The organism is Collimonas rhizosphaerae (assembly GCF_038896935.1).
Taxonomy (GTDB): domain Bacteria; phylum Pseudomonadota; class Gammaproteobacteria; order Burkholderiales; family Burkholderiaceae_D; genus Collimonas; species Collimonas rhizosphaerae.
The window spans coordinates 79,393-95,938 of record NZ_JBANDC010000008.1 but is presented as its reverse complement, the minus strand read 5'-3'; the positions used below and the strand labels follow the sequence as shown (position 1 = coordinate 95,938).

12 protein-coding genes are annotated in these 16,546 nt (G+C 56.2%); 1 reads left to right on the top strand and 11 read right to left on the bottom strand.

Annotation, left to right across the window (positions count from 1 at the left end; translation table 11 throughout):
* Positions 1-94: 94 nt before the first annotated feature.
* The 9 genes from V8G57_RS13045 to V8G57_RS13005 all read right to left on the bottom strand — a co-directional run bounded on the left by V8G57_RS13045 (position 95) and on the right by V8G57_RS13005 (position 12,764).
* A complete protein-coding gene (locus V8G57_RS13045) occupies positions 95-3,088 on the bottom strand; it encodes a beta-galactosidase (RefSeq protein WP_342829759.1) in 2,994 nt (997 codons plus the stop codon).
* 419 nt (positions 3,089-3,507) lie between these two features.
* Positions 3,508-4,035: a hypothetical protein gene (locus V8G57_RS13040; RefSeq protein ID WP_342829758.1), complete on the bottom strand. Its 528-nt coding sequence runs from the start codon at positions 4,033-4,035 to the stop codon at positions 3,508-3,510.
* A 49-nt stretch (positions 4,036-4,084) separates the two neighbouring features.
* Positions 4,085-4,735: a hypothetical protein gene (locus tag V8G57_RS13035; protein WP_342829757.1), complete on the bottom strand. Its 651-nt coding sequence runs from the start codon at positions 4,733-4,735 to the stop codon at positions 4,085-4,087.
* A gap of 36 nt (positions 4,736-4,771) precedes the next feature.
* Complete coding sequence (locus tag V8G57_RS13030) at positions 4,772-5,281, bottom strand: hypothetical protein (protein WP_342829756.1); 510 nt, start codon at positions 5,279-5,281, stop codon at positions 4,772-4,774.
* A gap of 7 nt (positions 5,282-5,288) precedes the next feature.
* Positions 5,289-5,765, bottom strand: a complete 477-nt coding sequence (locus V8G57_RS13025) for a hypothetical protein (protein ID WP_342829755.1) — start codon at positions 5,763-5,765, stop codon at positions 5,289-5,291.
* A gap of 435 nt (positions 5,766-6,200) precedes the next feature.
* Entirely contained in the window at positions 6,201-7,163 is a 963-nt protein-coding gene (locus V8G57_RS13020) for an SEL1-like repeat protein (protein ID WP_342829754.1), read from the bottom strand.
* 98 nt (positions 7,164-7,261) lie between these two features.
* Complete coding sequence (locus tag V8G57_RS13015; protein WP_342829753.1) at positions 7,262-9,268, bottom strand: phospholipase D-like domain-containing protein; 2,007 nt, start codon at positions 9,266-9,268, stop codon at positions 7,262-7,264.
* Positions 9,269-9,362: 94 nt separating this feature from the next.
* A complete protein-coding gene (locus V8G57_RS13010; RefSeq protein WP_342829752.1) occupies positions 9,363-9,977 on the bottom strand; it encodes a hypothetical protein in 615 nt (204 codons plus the stop codon).
* A 69-nt stretch (positions 9,978-10,046) separates the two neighbouring features.
* A complete protein-coding gene (locus V8G57_RS13005; RefSeq protein WP_342829751.1) occupies positions 10,047-12,764 on the bottom strand; it encodes a type VI secretion system Vgr family protein in 2,718 nt (905 codons plus the stop codon).
* 798 nt (positions 12,765-13,562) lie between these two features.
* Here V8G57_RS13005 and V8G57_RS13000 point away from each other — a divergent pair.
* Positions 13,563-14,600, top strand: a complete 1,038-nt coding sequence (locus V8G57_RS13000; protein WP_342829750.1) for an AraC family transcriptional regulator — start codon at positions 13,563-13,565, stop codon at positions 14,598-14,600.
* A gap of 46 nt (positions 14,601-14,646) precedes the next feature.
* Here V8G57_RS13000 and V8G57_RS12995 read toward each other — a convergent pair whose 3' ends face one another.
* The gene (locus V8G57_RS12995) at positions 14,647-15,444 is read right to left on the bottom strand and encodes an alpha/beta fold hydrolase (RefSeq protein WP_342829749.1); all 798 of its coding nucleotides are present in this window, start codon (positions 15,442-15,444) and stop codon (positions 14,647-14,649) included.
* A 69-nt stretch (positions 15,445-15,513) separates the two neighbouring features.
* Positions 15,514-16,536 carry a Rieske 2Fe-2S domain-containing protein gene (locus V8G57_RS12990; RefSeq protein ID WP_342829748.1) on the bottom strand — a complete coding sequence of 341 codons (1,023 nt, stop codon included), beginning with the start codon at positions 16,534-16,536 and terminating at the stop codon, positions 15,514-15,516.
* Positions 16,537-16,546 lie beyond the last annotated feature (10 nt).

Genomic DNA, 16,546 nt, shown 5'->3' with positions numbered 1-16,546 from the left:
ACTACTGTATGCCGGCGGCCATCGCAAAGTGCGGCGATCATTTTACGCATGCCCTTCTTACGCGTTGCAATGATCGCCGCCGGCCGTTTTACGGCTACCCCACTTTGGTGAACTTCCAGCTCTGGTTCCCGCCGCCATTGTCATCCCACAGCGTAATCGCAGACACATTGGTGGTGCCGTAGCTGGTAGGCGACGTGCCAGAATTGTTATCGTCGATGACGCGCCCGCTCTGCACACCCTTGATCCCGTAGCTCACGCCATCCGACCGCGGCACCAGCGCGAACTGCTGGTTGGCGCCGCCGTTGCCTTGCCAGATTTCCAGCGCGGTGCCGTTGTCGGTCTTCTGGCCGGTCACGTCCATCACCAGGCCGCTCTTGATGTTGGTCAGCTGCCAGTTGCCGCTGGAAATGGTCAGCCGCCATTGTTGCTCCTGGCCGCCGGTGGCGGCGGCGATGCCGAGCCGGGTGCCGGCCGCCGTGCCGCCCTGGTAGACGCCCAGCAGCAGGCTGCTGATGGCGCTGGTGATGGTGTAGATACCGTTGTTGACGATGGCCGGCAAGAAGCGCCACTGCTGGCTGAACGGCCATTGCTGGCTGGGGTTGTCGGCCGGGTTGATGACGATGTTGGCGGATGCGCTGGTGGAAGAGATCGACGTCGGCGCCTTGGATGCGCCGTTGATGTCCAGCAGCAGCTGGCTTTGCTTGCCGGCCAGGGTGTAGATGCCGGTGCTGACGCCGGCTGCTTTCCAGCTCTGGTTGGCGCCGCCGTTGGCCGCATACAGGATCACCGAGGAACCCGCCGCCGTGCTGTTGTTGGCGACGTCGAGCGCCGCGCCGGTGCCGGCGTTGACGATCTTCAGGTTGCCGAAGCTGTCGGTGCTCACCGTCCAGCCCTGCGTCGCGGCGGCGCTTAGCGGCTGCACGCCGGGATAGGTGTAGGCCGATCCCGCCACCGCCGGCATCACGTCCAGGTACAGGCCGCTGTTGACGTTCTGCAGGAAATAAGTGTTGGCGGCTGGCGGCGGCACCGCTGTCGTGCTGGCGGGGCCGGTGATATTCTGCGGCATGCCGCTCGCGCCATAGAAGCTCAGGCTGCCCGCGCTGCCCTGGATGAATTCGAACACCACGATCGTATTGCTGCCGCTGGTCAGCCACACGCCGGGGCAGTACAGCCGCTTCTGCGGACCGGCGGCGGTCCAGTAGCGGCCCAGGTTGTAGCCGTTGACGAAGACATAGCCGCTGCCCCAGGCGGACATGTCGATATACATGTCTTGCGGCGTGGCGATGTTGACCGTGGCTTTGGCGAAGAACGGCTGGCTGCCGGCAGGCGCCGCGGCGCTGAAGGTGAGCGCCGCGACCTGCGCCGCCGACAGGGGCGCGAGCGCCATGCTCCAGTTGACCAGCGCGGTACCGTTGGCGTAGACGTTCAGCGACAATCCCTTGCCCTCGGCGTTCATGCCGCCGGCGCCGAAGTTGACCCGTCCGAACGGCATGCAGACGATCTGCAGCGTGGCGTTCGGCGCGGCGTTGCTGATCGTCAGCGATGTAGTCGGAGACAATGCACCGTTGGATGCCGTGCTGAGCACCTGGCTGGAAGCGCGCACGCCGTTGACGAACACCAGCGCATAGTCGGGAGCGCGGTCAAAGGTAAGGGTGAAGTTGCCGCCGGATGCCGGCAGCGTGGTTTGGTAAACCGCCACGCCGGAGGGGTACACGCCGGCGCTGGCCGGCTGGTTCTTGTTCAGCGCCAGCGCCATCGCTTCCATGGTTTGCGGCAGCCGGTTCTGGATAGCCAGGTTGAGGCCGGGCAGCAAGCCGCAGTAAGTCAGTTGGCTGCTCGGCACCGCCGCGATATCGCCATCGTTGATATGCGGGATGCCGGCCGGCGTGGCGGCGAACGGCACGCTATACGACGCGTTGGCGACATAGGCGGCCTGGATCGGCGAGAAATTCGGATTGGCGCCGCCGGATTCCGAGACCGGCGCGCCGTAGTCGTAGGAGGTGATGGTGCCCTGGCTGCTGGAATCGCTGACGCCGTTGGAGCCGGCGGTAAACCCGAAGTTGGTGCCGCCATGCGCCACGTACAGCACAAACGAACACTTCGACGTGGTCAGCGCCGTGACCTGGTTCACAAAATCCCCGACATGCAGGGTCTGGCTGGCGTCTCCCCAGTGGCAGATCCAGCCCGGATAACACTCCGCGCCGAACGCGCCTACGCCGTAATTGCCGGCGGCGGTCGCATAGTTGCCGGCCGATGCGCCGTCCGCGGTCATGCCATAGGCAGTGTTGGCTGGCAGGGTGATATGGTTGTTCTTGAAGCCGTTGGCGTAACCGTCGCACACGCAGAATTTTTCCGCATAACCGAGCGCCGTCCATTGCTGCGCGATCGCGTTCGGATAAGTACCGTCATCGGGCGACCAGGAGGTGTATTCATTCTCCACCGCCACCAGCATGATAGGACCGCCGGCCGCCAGGGTCCGGCCCTTCACCACATTGTTGTAGAGCGCGGTGTTCCAGCTGTTGACGGCCGCCATGTAACTGGCGAAGTTGCCGCGTATCTGGAGGTTGCCGGCGCTGTCCCTGAACTGCGGATCGGCCAGCATGCGCGGCGGCAGGCCGCCGAAATCCCATTCGGCGCAGACATAAGGGCCGGGGCGCAGCAGCACCCACATGCCGTTCTGCGCGCACAGGTCGATGAAGTGGCCCATGTTCTTGTCGGGCGAGCTGAAATCGAACGAACCGTCGGACAGTTCGTGGAAATTCCACATGAGGTAGATCGAGATGGTGTTGCAGCCCAGCGCCTTGATCATCTTGATGCGGTGGTCCCAGTATTGCGAAGGGACACGCGCCGGATGGATCTCGCCGCCGAAGAACTGGAACGCCGAACCGTCCATGAACCAGTTGCCGCTGCTGTTCCAGGAGAGCGCGTGGCTGCCGCCGCTGGCGAACACGGCGTTGGTGGTGTTGCCGGCTGCGGCAAACGATTTTGCGCTCGGGGTAACGGTTGCCGCGCCGTCCTCGCCGCCGACACCGCAAGCCGCCAGCAGCGGCGTCACTACTGCATAGCCCAGGAAGTCTCTTCTTTTCATGACCTGTCTCCTTTTATTAATTTGTCGTGGTTTTTTTGAAGCTACGTCACCTGCTGAGAAAGATTTTGGGGATGGTTTTGTTGCGGCAGCACGTATCGGGAGGGTGGAATGGCGGTGCGCCGGATTAATGATGCGCCGATTGTATGAGGCACCACGGTAGATATCCAATGAAGTTTCGCATGGCATCGATACCGTATTGGGTATTGATTGCGTGGCTTGTGTGGCGTGTGTTCAGGCGGGACTGGCGGGGAATTGAGGATGGCGGATGTGAAAGGATATCTGCCGATGATGTGTGCGGGTTTGTGCACATTCGGTAGCCTGCATTGCAGGTATGTTTAACATTTAACCTGCGGCGAATGTCAAATTACATGACGCTGGAAAAACAAGATGCAGGGGCACATGATCGAATATGTGATGCGCTATTTTCTGGAAATTCCTACGCTTATGCATGTTCCACTATTACACCAGACAGAAACGCATACTTTCTTTTGCTGCCATTCATATACTTCGTCGCCAAAGTCAAAGCTGCCATAGTCCGACGGGGTTCCTGCAATGGCCTTGATTTTTTCAATGGACATTCCCACAAAACGGTCGGGATCTGAGAATTGCGCTAAAAGAGTGGCCTCATCCTTCGCGCGCAGATGCCATGTGTCGTCGGTATCCATCCTGACGCATTTGTCATTGAAGAAGTAGGCAGTGACTGCAGGAATATTGGTTCCCCACATCATGCAGTAGTGCCCATCTATCCTCCAACTCGTATAAGACAGTCCGAGCTGGCTTCTTGCGTAACTGCGCGTCTTCCCCAAAAAATCATCCACATTAATCGCCCGCCGTGTGGGCTCGGGGAATTTTGTGAAGTCATCACCTTTCCGCCAAAGGAGCAGGCCAAGTAATGCCAGGCTGACGTTGCGCAGCAAAGAGATAAACAGGCTCAGCAGCAGGGCCAATGTCGACTCCAAAGAAGGCACGGAACAGTCTCAAAGTTTATCTTTGCCATTAGCGATCTTCCTTGTAGGGGCCGTTTTCTTTTCGTATCAGTTTTCCGTCTTGCAGGACATAGAGTACGGACTGAGGCTGATCGCTACCCTTGTGGTATTCGAGGATTTCGTAACCGGTTTGTCCATTGCTATGAATCATTCTGTAAGAACCTGCGCAATTAAAGAATCCTCGGTTCAACACCTTGATGCGGCTATTCGTTACGGAGATTAAATATGCTCTGTCTTCGCCCATCCCTGCTGTGCAACCTACCGATTCTGGATTGTATTCATGCGGCCGCGACATTGTCAGCACAAGATAATCTGTTTCCGGCGTTGAAATCACGGAGGTGTCGTCTATTGTTATCTCGAAATTCTGCTTGATCAAACGGTTCACTTCAGGCGAGTAAATGAAATTGGAAGATTCCTTGGCTGAAATATCCAGCATATAAATCTTTTTTGGTGCATTTGAACTGCAGCATCCATTGTCTCTATTCTTTCCTTCAGCATCGACAAAGATGTACTTGATTGGATGTGCTGATGTATTAAACGACTCTCTGTAATTTTTCAGCATGTTCCCATCTGCGACGGGCTCAGCATGAACAAAGCCGGTGAGAAGCGTCATTACGAGAAACAGACAGCATTGCTTAATGGTCGAGCACATGATCTGCACGGTAAGCTCCTATATATGATCGCAGACGTTCTGCGATCATTTTGTTGGAATGTCGCACGTGGGCGCCACGTCGTATCCAAGAGGTAAATATAAGTGGGTTTTTAGATCGCCGTGCTTTGTTGCAAGGAGGTGAATGCCTTCCTGGCTCAAGCAGGTTCTGACGAATGTTTGTCCGTATTTAATGTTCAAGCCTGATGAGCTTTGTCTGACAGGACCGGCTGTTCCAAACACGGCGATACCGACGAAAGGTTTTACGTATTGGTGCTCAATTTTGTAGACATGGACGTCACTTCCGTTTAATTCATCTGTAACGTCAGTTTGTGACACTAGCTTTCCAACGGATGAGGTTGTCTTGCAACACTCAATGTCGCCATTTTTTGCCGGGTACTGGATCAGGATTTTCTCGTTATTTTTGATCGTTTCCGTTGTGTACAGATAGGTTTTCCCATCTGAATTTCCTTGCACGAAACCTTCCCCATGGCCCCGAGCGAATGATGAACAAGAAAGGATCGCTAAGGTAAACGGTAGACATTTTTTAATATTCATCGGTGGATCACAATAGGTAACTTGTGTGCATACTCAGCTCGATAATGTGGTGTCCGCGCGGGGTTGTCTCTGGCATGTGTTCGCTGAAAGTGAATTCCGCGGTACGGTCAGGATAAATGTGAATACCCAGATAGTGCACACTTGGTGAGATTTGATTTGGAGAAAGGTTTAAGGAATTTTTAACGGCGAATGTCTCGCCAGAACCCGCGTCGCGCCAAGTCAGAGTCTGCGCTCCTAAGGGGATCGAAACGCCTGAGACGATACCTGTTCCGCCATACGAATTTGCGACACCTAAATCAATCCCGTTTAAATAGATATCGAATATCGGCCGATTCAAATAGTTGTAGAGAACGACATCCAAGACGATTTTTTTCTTTGTAAATAAACTTCCCTTTTGTTTTTCTTCTCCGCAAGCGAAGAGTGGGACAAACAATCCAAGTGCCAGCATGTTGCTCAGCACCTTACGGCGAGTGATGAGCTTCATTGTTAATTCCATCGCTCGGTATGAAGTATGTAAAACTGAAAGGATGCGATTAAGATCGTGCACAGCAAAGGCACGGCATTTAATAAACCTGCGACCCAATATCCAGTCTCACCTTTCTGATCCATCTGTCGCTTGAACTTAACCCAGCTGACAACGGAAAGCATTACACCCGCAGGGGTCATCACAAAAATCGGGATTACCAGGAAAGATAGAGGCACCGACATAGCGCAAAGTGCAACTGCCACTCCGTGCTGAGCTACATAATCTTTCCCAATTTTTTTGGACACAAACCAGGTAAGAATTACAGGTGGGCTACATATCAAAAGCAGCATTAATAACGGTGTCAGCATCTGATGATTTCTTTTTTCTACAAATATCTGCGCCGCTTAGTTTGATATAACGGTAACGGGTAAATGGCTGGGAGCTATTGTTTACCTAGCTTGCGGCGTCTGATGCGGACTTTGGCGGCACCGGGTGAATTTCTTGGGCAGCGTTGATCAGATCTTCCGATTTGCCACTCCATTGCGGCAATTTGGCCGGAGGCAATGGCAACACGTTGTCTAAATTAGGAAAGCGCAGGTCAGGATTATGCTCAAGGGCTTTCCCAAACACCCGATAGCGCCTGCTTCTTGCTTCGTCAATGCCATAAGGCGCGAGCCCGTTAATTTCTGAGAATTCAGAAAATAACGCGTTTGCAGCTCCGGCGCTGCCGAATTTCACGGCTTCATGGAAATATTGAAGCGCCTTTGGCTTGTTATTCTGAATGAGGTTGTAATCTCTTCCAAGGGCTTCGGCTGCGTCACCATTGCCCTGCGCGAATGCACATTCGAGCATTTTGAGGCCAATGACCTCGTTGCTCCAGCGTTCGCGTTCCGGTTCATCTTTTTCCAGTACCGCATTCAAGCTGCGCCCGACAGTAAATTGTGCAAAGCTGCTTCCCATGTCGGCGGCCTTTTGCCAGAACGCCCATGCTGCTGTCGGATCTTTTTTGACTACGAAGCCATCGGCATAATAGTTACCCATCACTGCGTAAGCCAGTGGTACGCCCATCCTCATGGCATTTTCGGTCAGCGCCATCGCTGCCTCTGGATTCCGCGGCACGAGCACCTTGTTGGAATCTTTTAGACCCCATACTCCTGTCTGGTATAGCGTCGCCAAATTATTCATCGCTTTCCAATGTTTGCGGTCCGCAGCCTTTTTATATAGTTCAATGATGAGCGGCCAGTTTCGGTCGTCCTTCCATAGATCGGGCGTATCCAGCGCCAGAGCCTCTTGATACCAGATCTCAGCCTGCGGGTCCAACGGCGGCGCCACGTTCAATTCGCGCTTGCATGCAAACTCGGTACGATGCGGATGAAATAATTCAGGAATTTGATTACGAGGCAAATTGTTATCCATGGAGCAGGCCGTTTGAGAAAGTGGGAGACAAAGAAGGAGTAGTGAGAGATAGCGGCGCCAAGTACCGTATTTCTCGTTTGACGATGTGGAAAATGGAATCATGCGACAGCGTCCCCCATGTCGCCAGTTCCAGCAGGAACTTGCGCTAAACGAACTCCCATTCCAGTACCGCCACGTGAATCGGAGAATTTGATAATGTGGTCGCTGAGACGGGCTGTTTCACCATTGTTTTTTGCTGCTTTATCGATGATTGTCGCATTATTGTTCATTTTATTAATCCATTTGGTATGCGTGTCTTCAATCGACGTGCCCATTCCATCGCCGCCGTTCAATCCACCTCCTGCCAAATTCTCCCACACTGTCCGTCGCATTGTTTTTGGCAAAGCTTTATCCATGCAAGCGATGTTGATCTCACTGTCGCCAGCCATGCTGCGTAAATTCAGGTTGGCGCTGCCCAGTGTGAAGAAGGCATCGTCAATAATCATCAATTTACTGTGTATATAGATTTCTCGGCATTTACCATTGCCGCCCTGTGTATATAGTTTGCCAATCAAGACTTTGATGCCAAGTGCTTCTAGATCGGCTGCGCTGACTGGCGGTCGTTTTGCGGAATCCATAACATCGCCGGCTCCGATCCGATTCCCGATTTGAGTACCAAGATCGGACTGTGCGCGGCTTTTCATCACTTTGGCGAACAGCGAGTCATTTTCCTTCGGTTGCATATCTCTGAAACGGCCGACGCTATCATCGTATTTCTTGATGCTGGCGCCTTCACCGAGTTCGGCTACGGTATCGTAAGTACGCGGCACCATCCCGCCTTTTTCCGGTTCAGGTATGAGGATAAATACGTACAATTCAGGAATCGATGGTTTCCTGGAGGCTTTTTGCATAGCCTCCGCATACTTGGAGCGAATGGCCTTGAGATGCTCAGCCCAGGGAGTGTGCTGGAAATACTGGTTCTCAATGTAGATGTAGTTACGCGCCTGGCTGGTCGCTAGCCAGTAGATATCCTGAATGGTTTTATCTTTTTCTTCAGGCTGCGTACGGACGATCTGGGAGATATGCTTGTCCGCGCCGGCCGGCGGGACGAATTGGTTCCCTTTGAACCGCGCCCGTAGCGCAGACAGCGATCCCGCAGAAGGAGTAGTGTCCCATTCCTTATTGGCGCGGTCCCATGCCGTCGAAAAATTACGATTCAAACAAAATAGAGCTGGCCCTTGCACCCTGATTGCGTAGTCACGATAAGGTTTCAGGTGCAAGCTAAGATTAGACGTATCGGTTGTCCCTTCCCACTGGTAGCCGCGCAACGGATCATCGTAAATATGTTCAGGTGTATCCCAGTAATCGGTGGTTGAATTGAGTCCCATCACATACCCCACCGAGGTAGGCCCAGGGCATTCATAATCGATCAGGATAGGTTTTTGATGGTGCGTCGGCACTCTCTTTAATCCCGCAATTTCAATGGACGTATAGCCATTGGTTTCGCCCTGCATGCTCTGCGCAACGGAATCGGCGCTCTGACAGCGGTGACGCACATGCAGATTCGGCATCTTCCCTGACATGGCTTTTTTCCACCAGTCGACACAGTGTTTCGCGCGCTCAGGTGTTTGATGGAAAGCCCGGTAATAGTTTGCGAGATCGGGATCATCCTTGTCGTTGAACGCTCTGACAACGCGTTCGAGATCGTCCTTATTGGTATAGCCGGGCAGGTTGTTCGCCATCAACCCGAGTTCCTTGCCGACACCGGCGGGATACCACACCATCAATCGAACGATGACACCCCTGGCAGCGACCTGGGATAACAAATCACCATACGTCAGGCCGCGTGGCCAGGTTCCGCCTTGGCGTTTGCCGATCTCCATGCCAGGGTCGAATCCCCAGCAAATCAGATCGACGGTTTCTTTTGCTGCTTGAATATCTTCAACGATCTTCGGAAACGCATTCGAAGCGCAAACAAAAAAATCCAGATGATTTGCAGAGATCGGATGACCCCAAGCGTTGTTGAGATTTTCGAGCAACCACTGCTTGCTGATATTGGCCTCGCGGGACAGTTCATCAACGTGAAATTCCCCGGTTCGAAACAGCTTGTTGATATCTGGCGGCATGGTATTCGTGTCCTTCAAATCGTTGAGAACAAATCAGTCTCAAGTGGTTTTCGATTTATTAATGCGATGTCGGATCATTTCGCACGGCATCAGTTTATTTTTTTTCCAGGGGCAAAATTTCCGGCACCGGCATGCCTGTTTTCCAATCCAGGAAAATGGCGACGTAATGAGTTTTTTGTATGGTGTCGGCATTCAGTGCACGCGGCGGCAGCGTTCCCACATCAAATACGTGACTTTTTCCTCTGTTCTGTGCATCTTCTAGAAACGCGCCCCAGTAGTCAGTAATACCTTTTGTCACTTCTTTGAGAGTTTCTGCATCACTCTTGCTGAAATCGACCTGATACACAATCAGGTCGTTTCCGATTTTATAGAGGCATGGCGTATCGATTCCATCGGCAAAAGTATCTGAGCCGCCAGGCTGTGTGGTTTTTAACTCTATCAGGACACGCGTCCCGCTCACTAGTCCCGTATGCCAGGCTTTGCCATTATCTATCGCCACTGTAAAAATGGGTTCGCCTGGCACATACGTTGGGATATCCAACACATATCGGCTGATTTCAGCCAATCCGCGCGGCTCGGTGATGGGGGCGACCTGATATGTTCCTGTCATGTCTTTGCATTCTTTCGGTATATCGGAAAGCGCCGCTTGCGAAAATGCCATGATGCTCAATGCAAGGAAACCCTTGGAAATCTGACGGTGATAATTCATTGTTGCCCCAAGCTTTGTACGGGATAAAATAATTTCCTGGAGACCTAATCAGGGCCAGGGATTGTTCCTCTACACTTGCGATGTCAGTCCATCCGATGCATCGCCCAAATCGCGGAATCCAAGATTTGAGATGCGCTGCTGTTCTTCCTTGTTTTCCGGATTCACAGGCAAAGTAAGGCTGCTGCCTTCACTCAGTTTCACTTCATATTTGCTGGTCGGAATGTGATCCTTCACGACGATGCGTCCCCATTCGTCGGTGACGCCATGTTCTACCAGGGCGCCATCGCGATACAGTTCATATGGTTCAGGGATGCTATGCGTCTGTCCCGCCAAGGTATGCAGGTTGAAAACCATTTGTTCTGGCGTTTTCACTGGAACGGGCAATTTTGGCGTCGACAGATTGGCTGGGCCGGGCAGACTATGTGTAGCGGCATGGGCCACATAGGTGCCATTCGTCCCATGCTCGATGCCGGCGGCGTTGTACTTGGCATAGCTGCCGCCGCCGTTAATCATCACCTCTTCCTTGGCGACGATGGTAATGCGATTGGCTGTGTGCGTGATATTGAGTTTGGCAAGAATATTGATGCCGTTGGTCAGCGCCTGCACGTCAATGTCGCCTCCGGCCGCAATCAATTTCATGCCGGCTTTGTACACGAACAACCTGAAGGTCTGGCGGATGCTGGCAAACAGGCTGTCGCCGCTGGCGATGGATAAACTCTTGCCGGTAGTGATCGCGGTGTTCTGGCCGCTCGCGATATGGGTGCTGCCGCTTGTTGTGGTTTCGATACCGGCAGGACTGGCCAGCACCAGGTGCGGTGCCGACAGCTCAGGAAAACCGCCATCGCCACCAGCACCGCTACCCTTGATCGCATCATTCTGCGCCTTCAGGATTTTCGCAATATCGACCTGCTGCCCTTGCTTTTCCTGCGCCCCCGCCTGCTGCGCCATGTCGGCCAGCGTTTCATGCTGGTCGCGCGCAGAGGTGAGGCGCTGCACGGTCTCGCCCATGTCCTTGATATGCGAAGCGGCGCTGCCACGGGCTTCGGTGGTGATCAGCATCCCCTTGGCCGAACGCACCACGCCGTGCCCGTCGGTCCGCAATTCCCACCCTTCGCCGCGCGCATCCTTGCGGCCCGCATTGTCCTCGATGCGGGTGATATGCCCCAGGCTCAGCTGGCTATGCTGATGATCGCTCTTGAGCTGCGCCTGGATTTTTCCGTTGGAGTCGTCCAGGATCAGGTGATTGCTGCGGCCGCCTGGCTGGTTGCCGCCGTCGGGTGTCAGTTCGCGGCTCCTGAAGCCCATCAGCGGCTGCTGGGTCGCCAGCTTCCACGGCGGCATGTTGCGCTGGTTGTACACGCTGCCGGTGACGATAGGCCGGTCCGGATTGCCGTCCAGCCACTGGACGACGCATTCCGATCCCACCCGCGGAATCGATTTGGCGCCGAGCTCGCCGCCGGCCCATGAACTGGCGACGCGCACCCATGCCGAGCTCTTTTCATCGTTATTGTCGATGCGGTCCCAATGGAACTGTACGCGGATGCGGCCGTATTCATCGGTATGGATGCTGCCCTGTCCTGACGGGCCGACCACCGTGACGGTTTGCGGCGACAGGATCCTGGTGGCGGTGCTGTTGAAACCGCGGCCCGGCCGCCATGGGATGCTCTTGCGGATGCAGGTCAGGCGGTTGCTGTAGTCGGCTTTCTGGTCGGCCTGCTGCAGGTAATTGTTGCTGGCGATGTGATGGACGGACAGGATCAGGAATTCGCTCTTGCCTGCTTCTTCATTGCTGCCGAAAGGATTGAAGGCAAAGTGGCCGGTCAGCCGGTACCAGCGTCCAGGCAGGACCGAGCGGTTATTGCCCGCTGCTTCAAAGTGCTTGCCTGACGCCTCGATTTCTTCCATGCGCAAGCGCGACAGCTTGTCGGCATCCTGCGCGTTCTTGACGCCGTAGGCGCCGACATATTCATAGGATTCGATGTCGAGCACATTGCCTTGCTTGTTCAGCGTCGGCACGCCGGCGTTGATCGGCACCGGGCTCTTGAAATTGAATGCCGACAGCGATACCGAGCCGGGCACGATCTGCCGCACCGGCGAAAACTCGCCGATGCCGTCTTCCTCGATGGCGCCGCCGTGGCGCTGGAAGCGGATCTCCGGGCCGCCGTCGATCGCCGCTGCTTGCGTCGAGTCGTCGGTGACGATCAGCTTGTGGCCTTGCGCGGTGTGTTCGTAGTAATACAGCAGGCCGGCAGCTTCCAGGCGGCGATGCACGTAGTTGCTGTCGGATTCGTTGAACTGGAAGGCGTCGGTCATGGCCGGGTCTTCGCCGCCGACGCGGAAATCCCAGTCGGGCAGCGTGCCGTAGTCGCTGAAGATGCTGTCGAGCTGCTGGTGCAGGGTCTTGCCGTGGAAGATGTAGTTGTCCTTGCGCAGGTGCAAGTACTGCAGCCAGGGGCCGAGCCTGGCCTGGTAGAAGCTGATGCTGCCGTCGGTTTTCATCAAACGGAACTCAAAACAGTAGCCGCTGAAGTGGCGCAGGCTGCCGTCGGCGCGCACCAGTTCCACGGTAAACAGCTTGCCCTGCAAATCCTTGAGCGCCAGGCTGGCGTCGTCAGACAGCAGTTCTACCGTGAACGCAAAATCGCGCGACAGGCTTTCGACGGCATCGAGCTTGTTGACCAGCAGCTGTGCATGCGGACCGTCGTCGTGTGGGAAAGAGAGACGCAATATACGATCATGCTGCCGGCCTTGTATCAAGGCCGACAGGGATTGAAGCAGGCTGCTCATGAGGGATTCCCCGAAATGGAATTGCTACCAGTGGAATATTATTTTGACAACATATCGTGCTGGTATATCAATTGATAAATATCCCACAATCATACCCGTTGCCATGCTTAATTGCTAAGGGGAAATGTCTGGAAGCGGCGGATTTTGCAAGAGTTAACACTCTTGTTGCCTATCCGGCCGCGGGCGGCGTTTGCCTGGAAAGACGGTCATGTTGCTCTGCACCCGGCTCTGAAAATATTATTCATTTTGCCTGGTAACGCTATCAGTTCCAGGGCTGCTAGAGCACCGGTTCAGTTTCCCGGTCAAAACCGGGTTACCTGTCAATACTGTCAGTTGATTTCACGTATTCCTGCTCATATGCTGCATTACAGCAATATTTTGTAGCAGACTACAGCCGCTCAATTTGGCGCCAACAGAACGGCATTCGCATCAATACCATCCCGGCCGGGCGGGACGTCTGGCTCAGCCGATACCGGACCAAACATCGATAGGACCAGGATTGTCCAGCCGTCATGCGGCCTGGCATGACTTGCTGACGCTGACGTATTGCCATTGGGAGCCAAAAAGAATGCAACATGCGACGCCGTGCCAGGCCATGGACAAGATGCCGAAGCCGTTTGTGCGCCGCTCGGCCGCGGGGCCTGATCCTGTCCCTGCCCGCAGCCCATGACCGGGCCGCATGTGCCGCCCTCTTTCCCATCACATTCAGACAAAGGATTCCGGCAGCTCCGTTTCCCGATTTCCACGCCGGGGAGCGATCGCAACAGTTTTCGAAAAGATGCAAAGAAAGGAGAAAAAATGAACCCCAGCCATCGCCAGGTAAGTGCGTTGACCTGTTCCACTACCTGGGTCAAGGGCGTGGCAGAGATGTTCAAGAATGTCGGCCTGGATGTCCCGGCGCTGTTCGCCGAAGCAGGCATGGATATCGCGATACTGAATGATCCTCACGCCAGTTATGCAACGGAAAAACTGTGCGCCCTGTGGAAAGTCGCCGCCCTGCGTTCGAATAACCCGGCGATCGGGTTGTCGGTTCCCGAGGTGACCACGCCCGCCATCTTCGACGTGGTCGGCTACGCCATGATGTCCAGCGAAAACCTGTACGCCAGCCTGGAGCGGCTTATCTGCTACCTGCGCCTGGTGACCGACGCCGCCACCATCGAACTCACTGAAACAGACGGCGGCTACTGGTTTACGCTGGCCATCAACGGCGACATGCAGAAAAACGTGCCGCGGCAGCGCTTTGATTTCAACCTGATCACGCTGGTCACGTTCTGCCGCTGGGTCACCAAGCAGGACATCCGGCCGCTGGCGGTCGAATTCACCCACCCGGAGCCGGACGACCGGGCGCCGTACGAAGACGCTTTTCGCTGCCCGCTGCGTTTCGGGGCGGCAGCCAACCGGATCTTTCTTTCAAAGACAGACATATCGACGCCCCTGCCGTCATCCAATCCGTCGCTGGCAAGCTTGCATGACAGGTACGCCAGCGAGCGCCTTGGCCGGCTCGACCAGCACCGCATCCGCGCCAAGACGCAGGACCTGATCATGCGCCGGCTGGCGGACGGCGAGCCGCTAAGGGCCGACATCGCCAGCGCGCTATGCATCAGCGAACGCACCTTGCAAAGGCGCCTGCAGGACGAAGGCACCAGTTTCCAGGAGCTGGTGGAGCATACGCGCTACAGCCTGGCGCAACAGTACCTGGGGCAGCATCAGCTGCCGATTTCGGAAACGGTTTTCCTGCTCGGCTTTACTGATCAGAGCGCGTTGTTCCGGGCCTGCAAGCGCTGGTTCAACATGTCGCCCAAGCAGTACCGCGACCATCTGCTGCTGTCGAGGTGATGCGCCGCATCGCTGACCGGGCCGCATGGTCATGTCCTGGCTGTTCTCAGGCCGTCCTGGTGCGGGGCGTCAGGAATGCGCGGGCGGCGTCGATCACTTCCTGCGCTTTCAGTATCCGGCGATGGCCCAGGCCGTCGAAGCGGAGCAGCTGGGCGCCTTGCCAGGCCTCGGCGATTTCCACGCCAAGCGATACCGGCACCACGCGGTCGTCGTTCGAATGCACGATCAGCACCGGCTGCTTGAGGCTGGCGGCGGCTTTCGGCGTATCGACGTCGGCGACATCGACGCCCTGTTCTTTCAGCAAGGCGATCATGGCCGCCACCTGATGCCGATCCAGGCCGGCCTGGACGCCGAAGCCGACCGCGTAATCGAAGTAGCGCGCCGGCGGCGCGATCAGCACCAGGCGCTCGACCTGCAGGCCGTGCCGCACCGCTTCCACGGTGAGGGCGCAGCCGACCGAGTGGGCGATGGCGGCATATACCGGACCGATCAGGTCCTGGAATTTCAGCAGCGCGGCGGCGCAAGCCGGGATCGACGAGGTCGTTCCTTCCGACTCGCCATGCGCCGGCAGGTCGACCAGCACCACGCGGTAGCCCGATTCAAGCAGCGGCCGGATGAACGGCGCCATGTCGCTGGAGCGGCCTTCCCAACCGTGGACCAGCAATACTGTCGGGCCCCGGCCGGCTTGCCAGGACACCAGCTTGCCGCTCGGGCCATTGGTCTCCACCCGGCTGGCGCCTTCAAAACCGGCCGTGGCCGGGGTCCGCTCATCGGTCCGCGGCGTGAGGAACGCCTTGGCGACGGATTCGGGGGTGGGCGCTAACTGTTCGGCGGGGGTGCTCACGATGACGGTCTCCTGTTGGTATCGATATTGTGGTTTGCGGTCTGGTGCTGCTGCGTGCAACCGGTGCGGTTACGCGGATTTCACCAGGGTGGGTGGCAGCACTTGTGTTTCCTTTTGCAGCAGCACGTCCAGGATCTGGCGCGCGGCGATCGATGCCTGGTCCACCGCCAGGTGGATGAACACAGCGTCGTTGTCCCAGTTTGCCTGCGCCTGCTGGCAGATATACACGTCTTCCGCGATGGTGGTGCGCAGTTCCTTGGCGATGGCGTCCGACAGCGGCTGGCTATCGATGCCGAAATCGCGGTAGAGGCCGGCCCAGAGATGGCAGGTGGTCTCGGTTTCCGGGGTAAAGATGCCCAGCGTCGAGATGCGCATGTTCATGCCTTCCGGCTGGCCCGGCGGATGCGCGGTGGTGTCTATCCTGGTGTTCCCGACCGGGAAGAAGATCGCATCCTGGATGCGGTCGATATGCTCGAGGTTCATCATTTTCTTGAGCAGCGGCGAACTCTTCTCCATGCGCAGGATGCGGCGTACGCGCACTTCGCTTGGCGTCACCATGATCTCCGGCGAGGCTTCGGTGACCGCTTGCGACATCACGGTGCTCAAGTGCACGAAGGACACATGCGATGGATCAAGGAAATTGTCGATGCCGAGACGGTAGTCGGTATTAGCGTGGGCGTAGAACATCTCGCCGGCGTGGCGCGGCGAAGTGCAGACGGAATGGTCCGGGATCAGCGCTTCGTCGCACAGGTCGCGGTCGCCCATCCAGATCCATGCGAAACCGTATTTTTCCACCAGGGGGAAAGACTTGACGCTGGCGCGCTGGGGGATGATTTTCTGGCTGGGTATGTGGACGCAGGTGCCGCCCGCATTGAAGCGGATGCCGTGGTAGGCGCACTGGATCTGGTCGCCGACCAGGCAGCCCTTGGACAGCGGCACATGGCGGTGCGAGCAGCGGTCTTCCAGCGCCGCCAGCTTGCCGTCGGAGGTGCGGTACATCACGACGTGCTTGTTCAATACGGTCCGCGGGAACAGTTCGGCCTTGAGGTCGGACGCCAGCGCCGCGACGTACCATGCATTATGAATAAACATAGTGTCTTCC

Coding starts and splice junctions, on each gene's coding strand:
- V8G57_RS13030 (WP_342829756.1), bottom strand. CDS start 5,281: ATGAATATTAAAAAATGTCTACCGTTTACCTTAGCGATCCTTTCTTGT.
- V8G57_RS13020 (WP_342829754.1), bottom strand. CDS start 7,163: ATGGATAACAATTTGCCTCGTAATCAAATTCCTGAATTATTTCATCCG.
- V8G57_RS12990 (WP_342829748.1), bottom strand. CDS start 16,536: ATGTTTATTCATAATGCATGGTACGTCGCGGCGCTGGCGTCCGACCTC.
- V8G57_RS13010 (WP_342829752.1), bottom strand. CDS start 9,977: ATGAATTATCACCGTCAGATTTCCAAGGGTTTCCTTGCATTGAGCATC.
- V8G57_RS13015 (WP_342829753.1), bottom strand. CDS start 9,268: ATGCCGCCAGATATCAACAAGCTGTTTCGAACCGGGGAATTTCACGTT.
- V8G57_RS13025 (WP_342829755.1), bottom strand. CDS start 5,765: ATGAAGCTCATCACTCGCCGTAAGGTGCTGAGCAACATGCTGGCACTT.
- V8G57_RS13045 (WP_342829759.1), bottom strand. CDS start 3,088: ATGAAAAGAAGAGACTTCCTGGGCTATGCAGTAGTGACGCCGCTGCTG.
- V8G57_RS13005 (WP_342829751.1), bottom strand. CDS start 12,764: ATGAGCAGCCTGCTTCAATCCCTGTCGGCCTTGATACAAGGCCGGCAG.
- V8G57_RS13000 (WP_342829750.1), top strand. CDS start 13,563: ATGAACCCCAGCCATCGCCAGGTAAGTGCGTTGACCTGTTCCACTACC.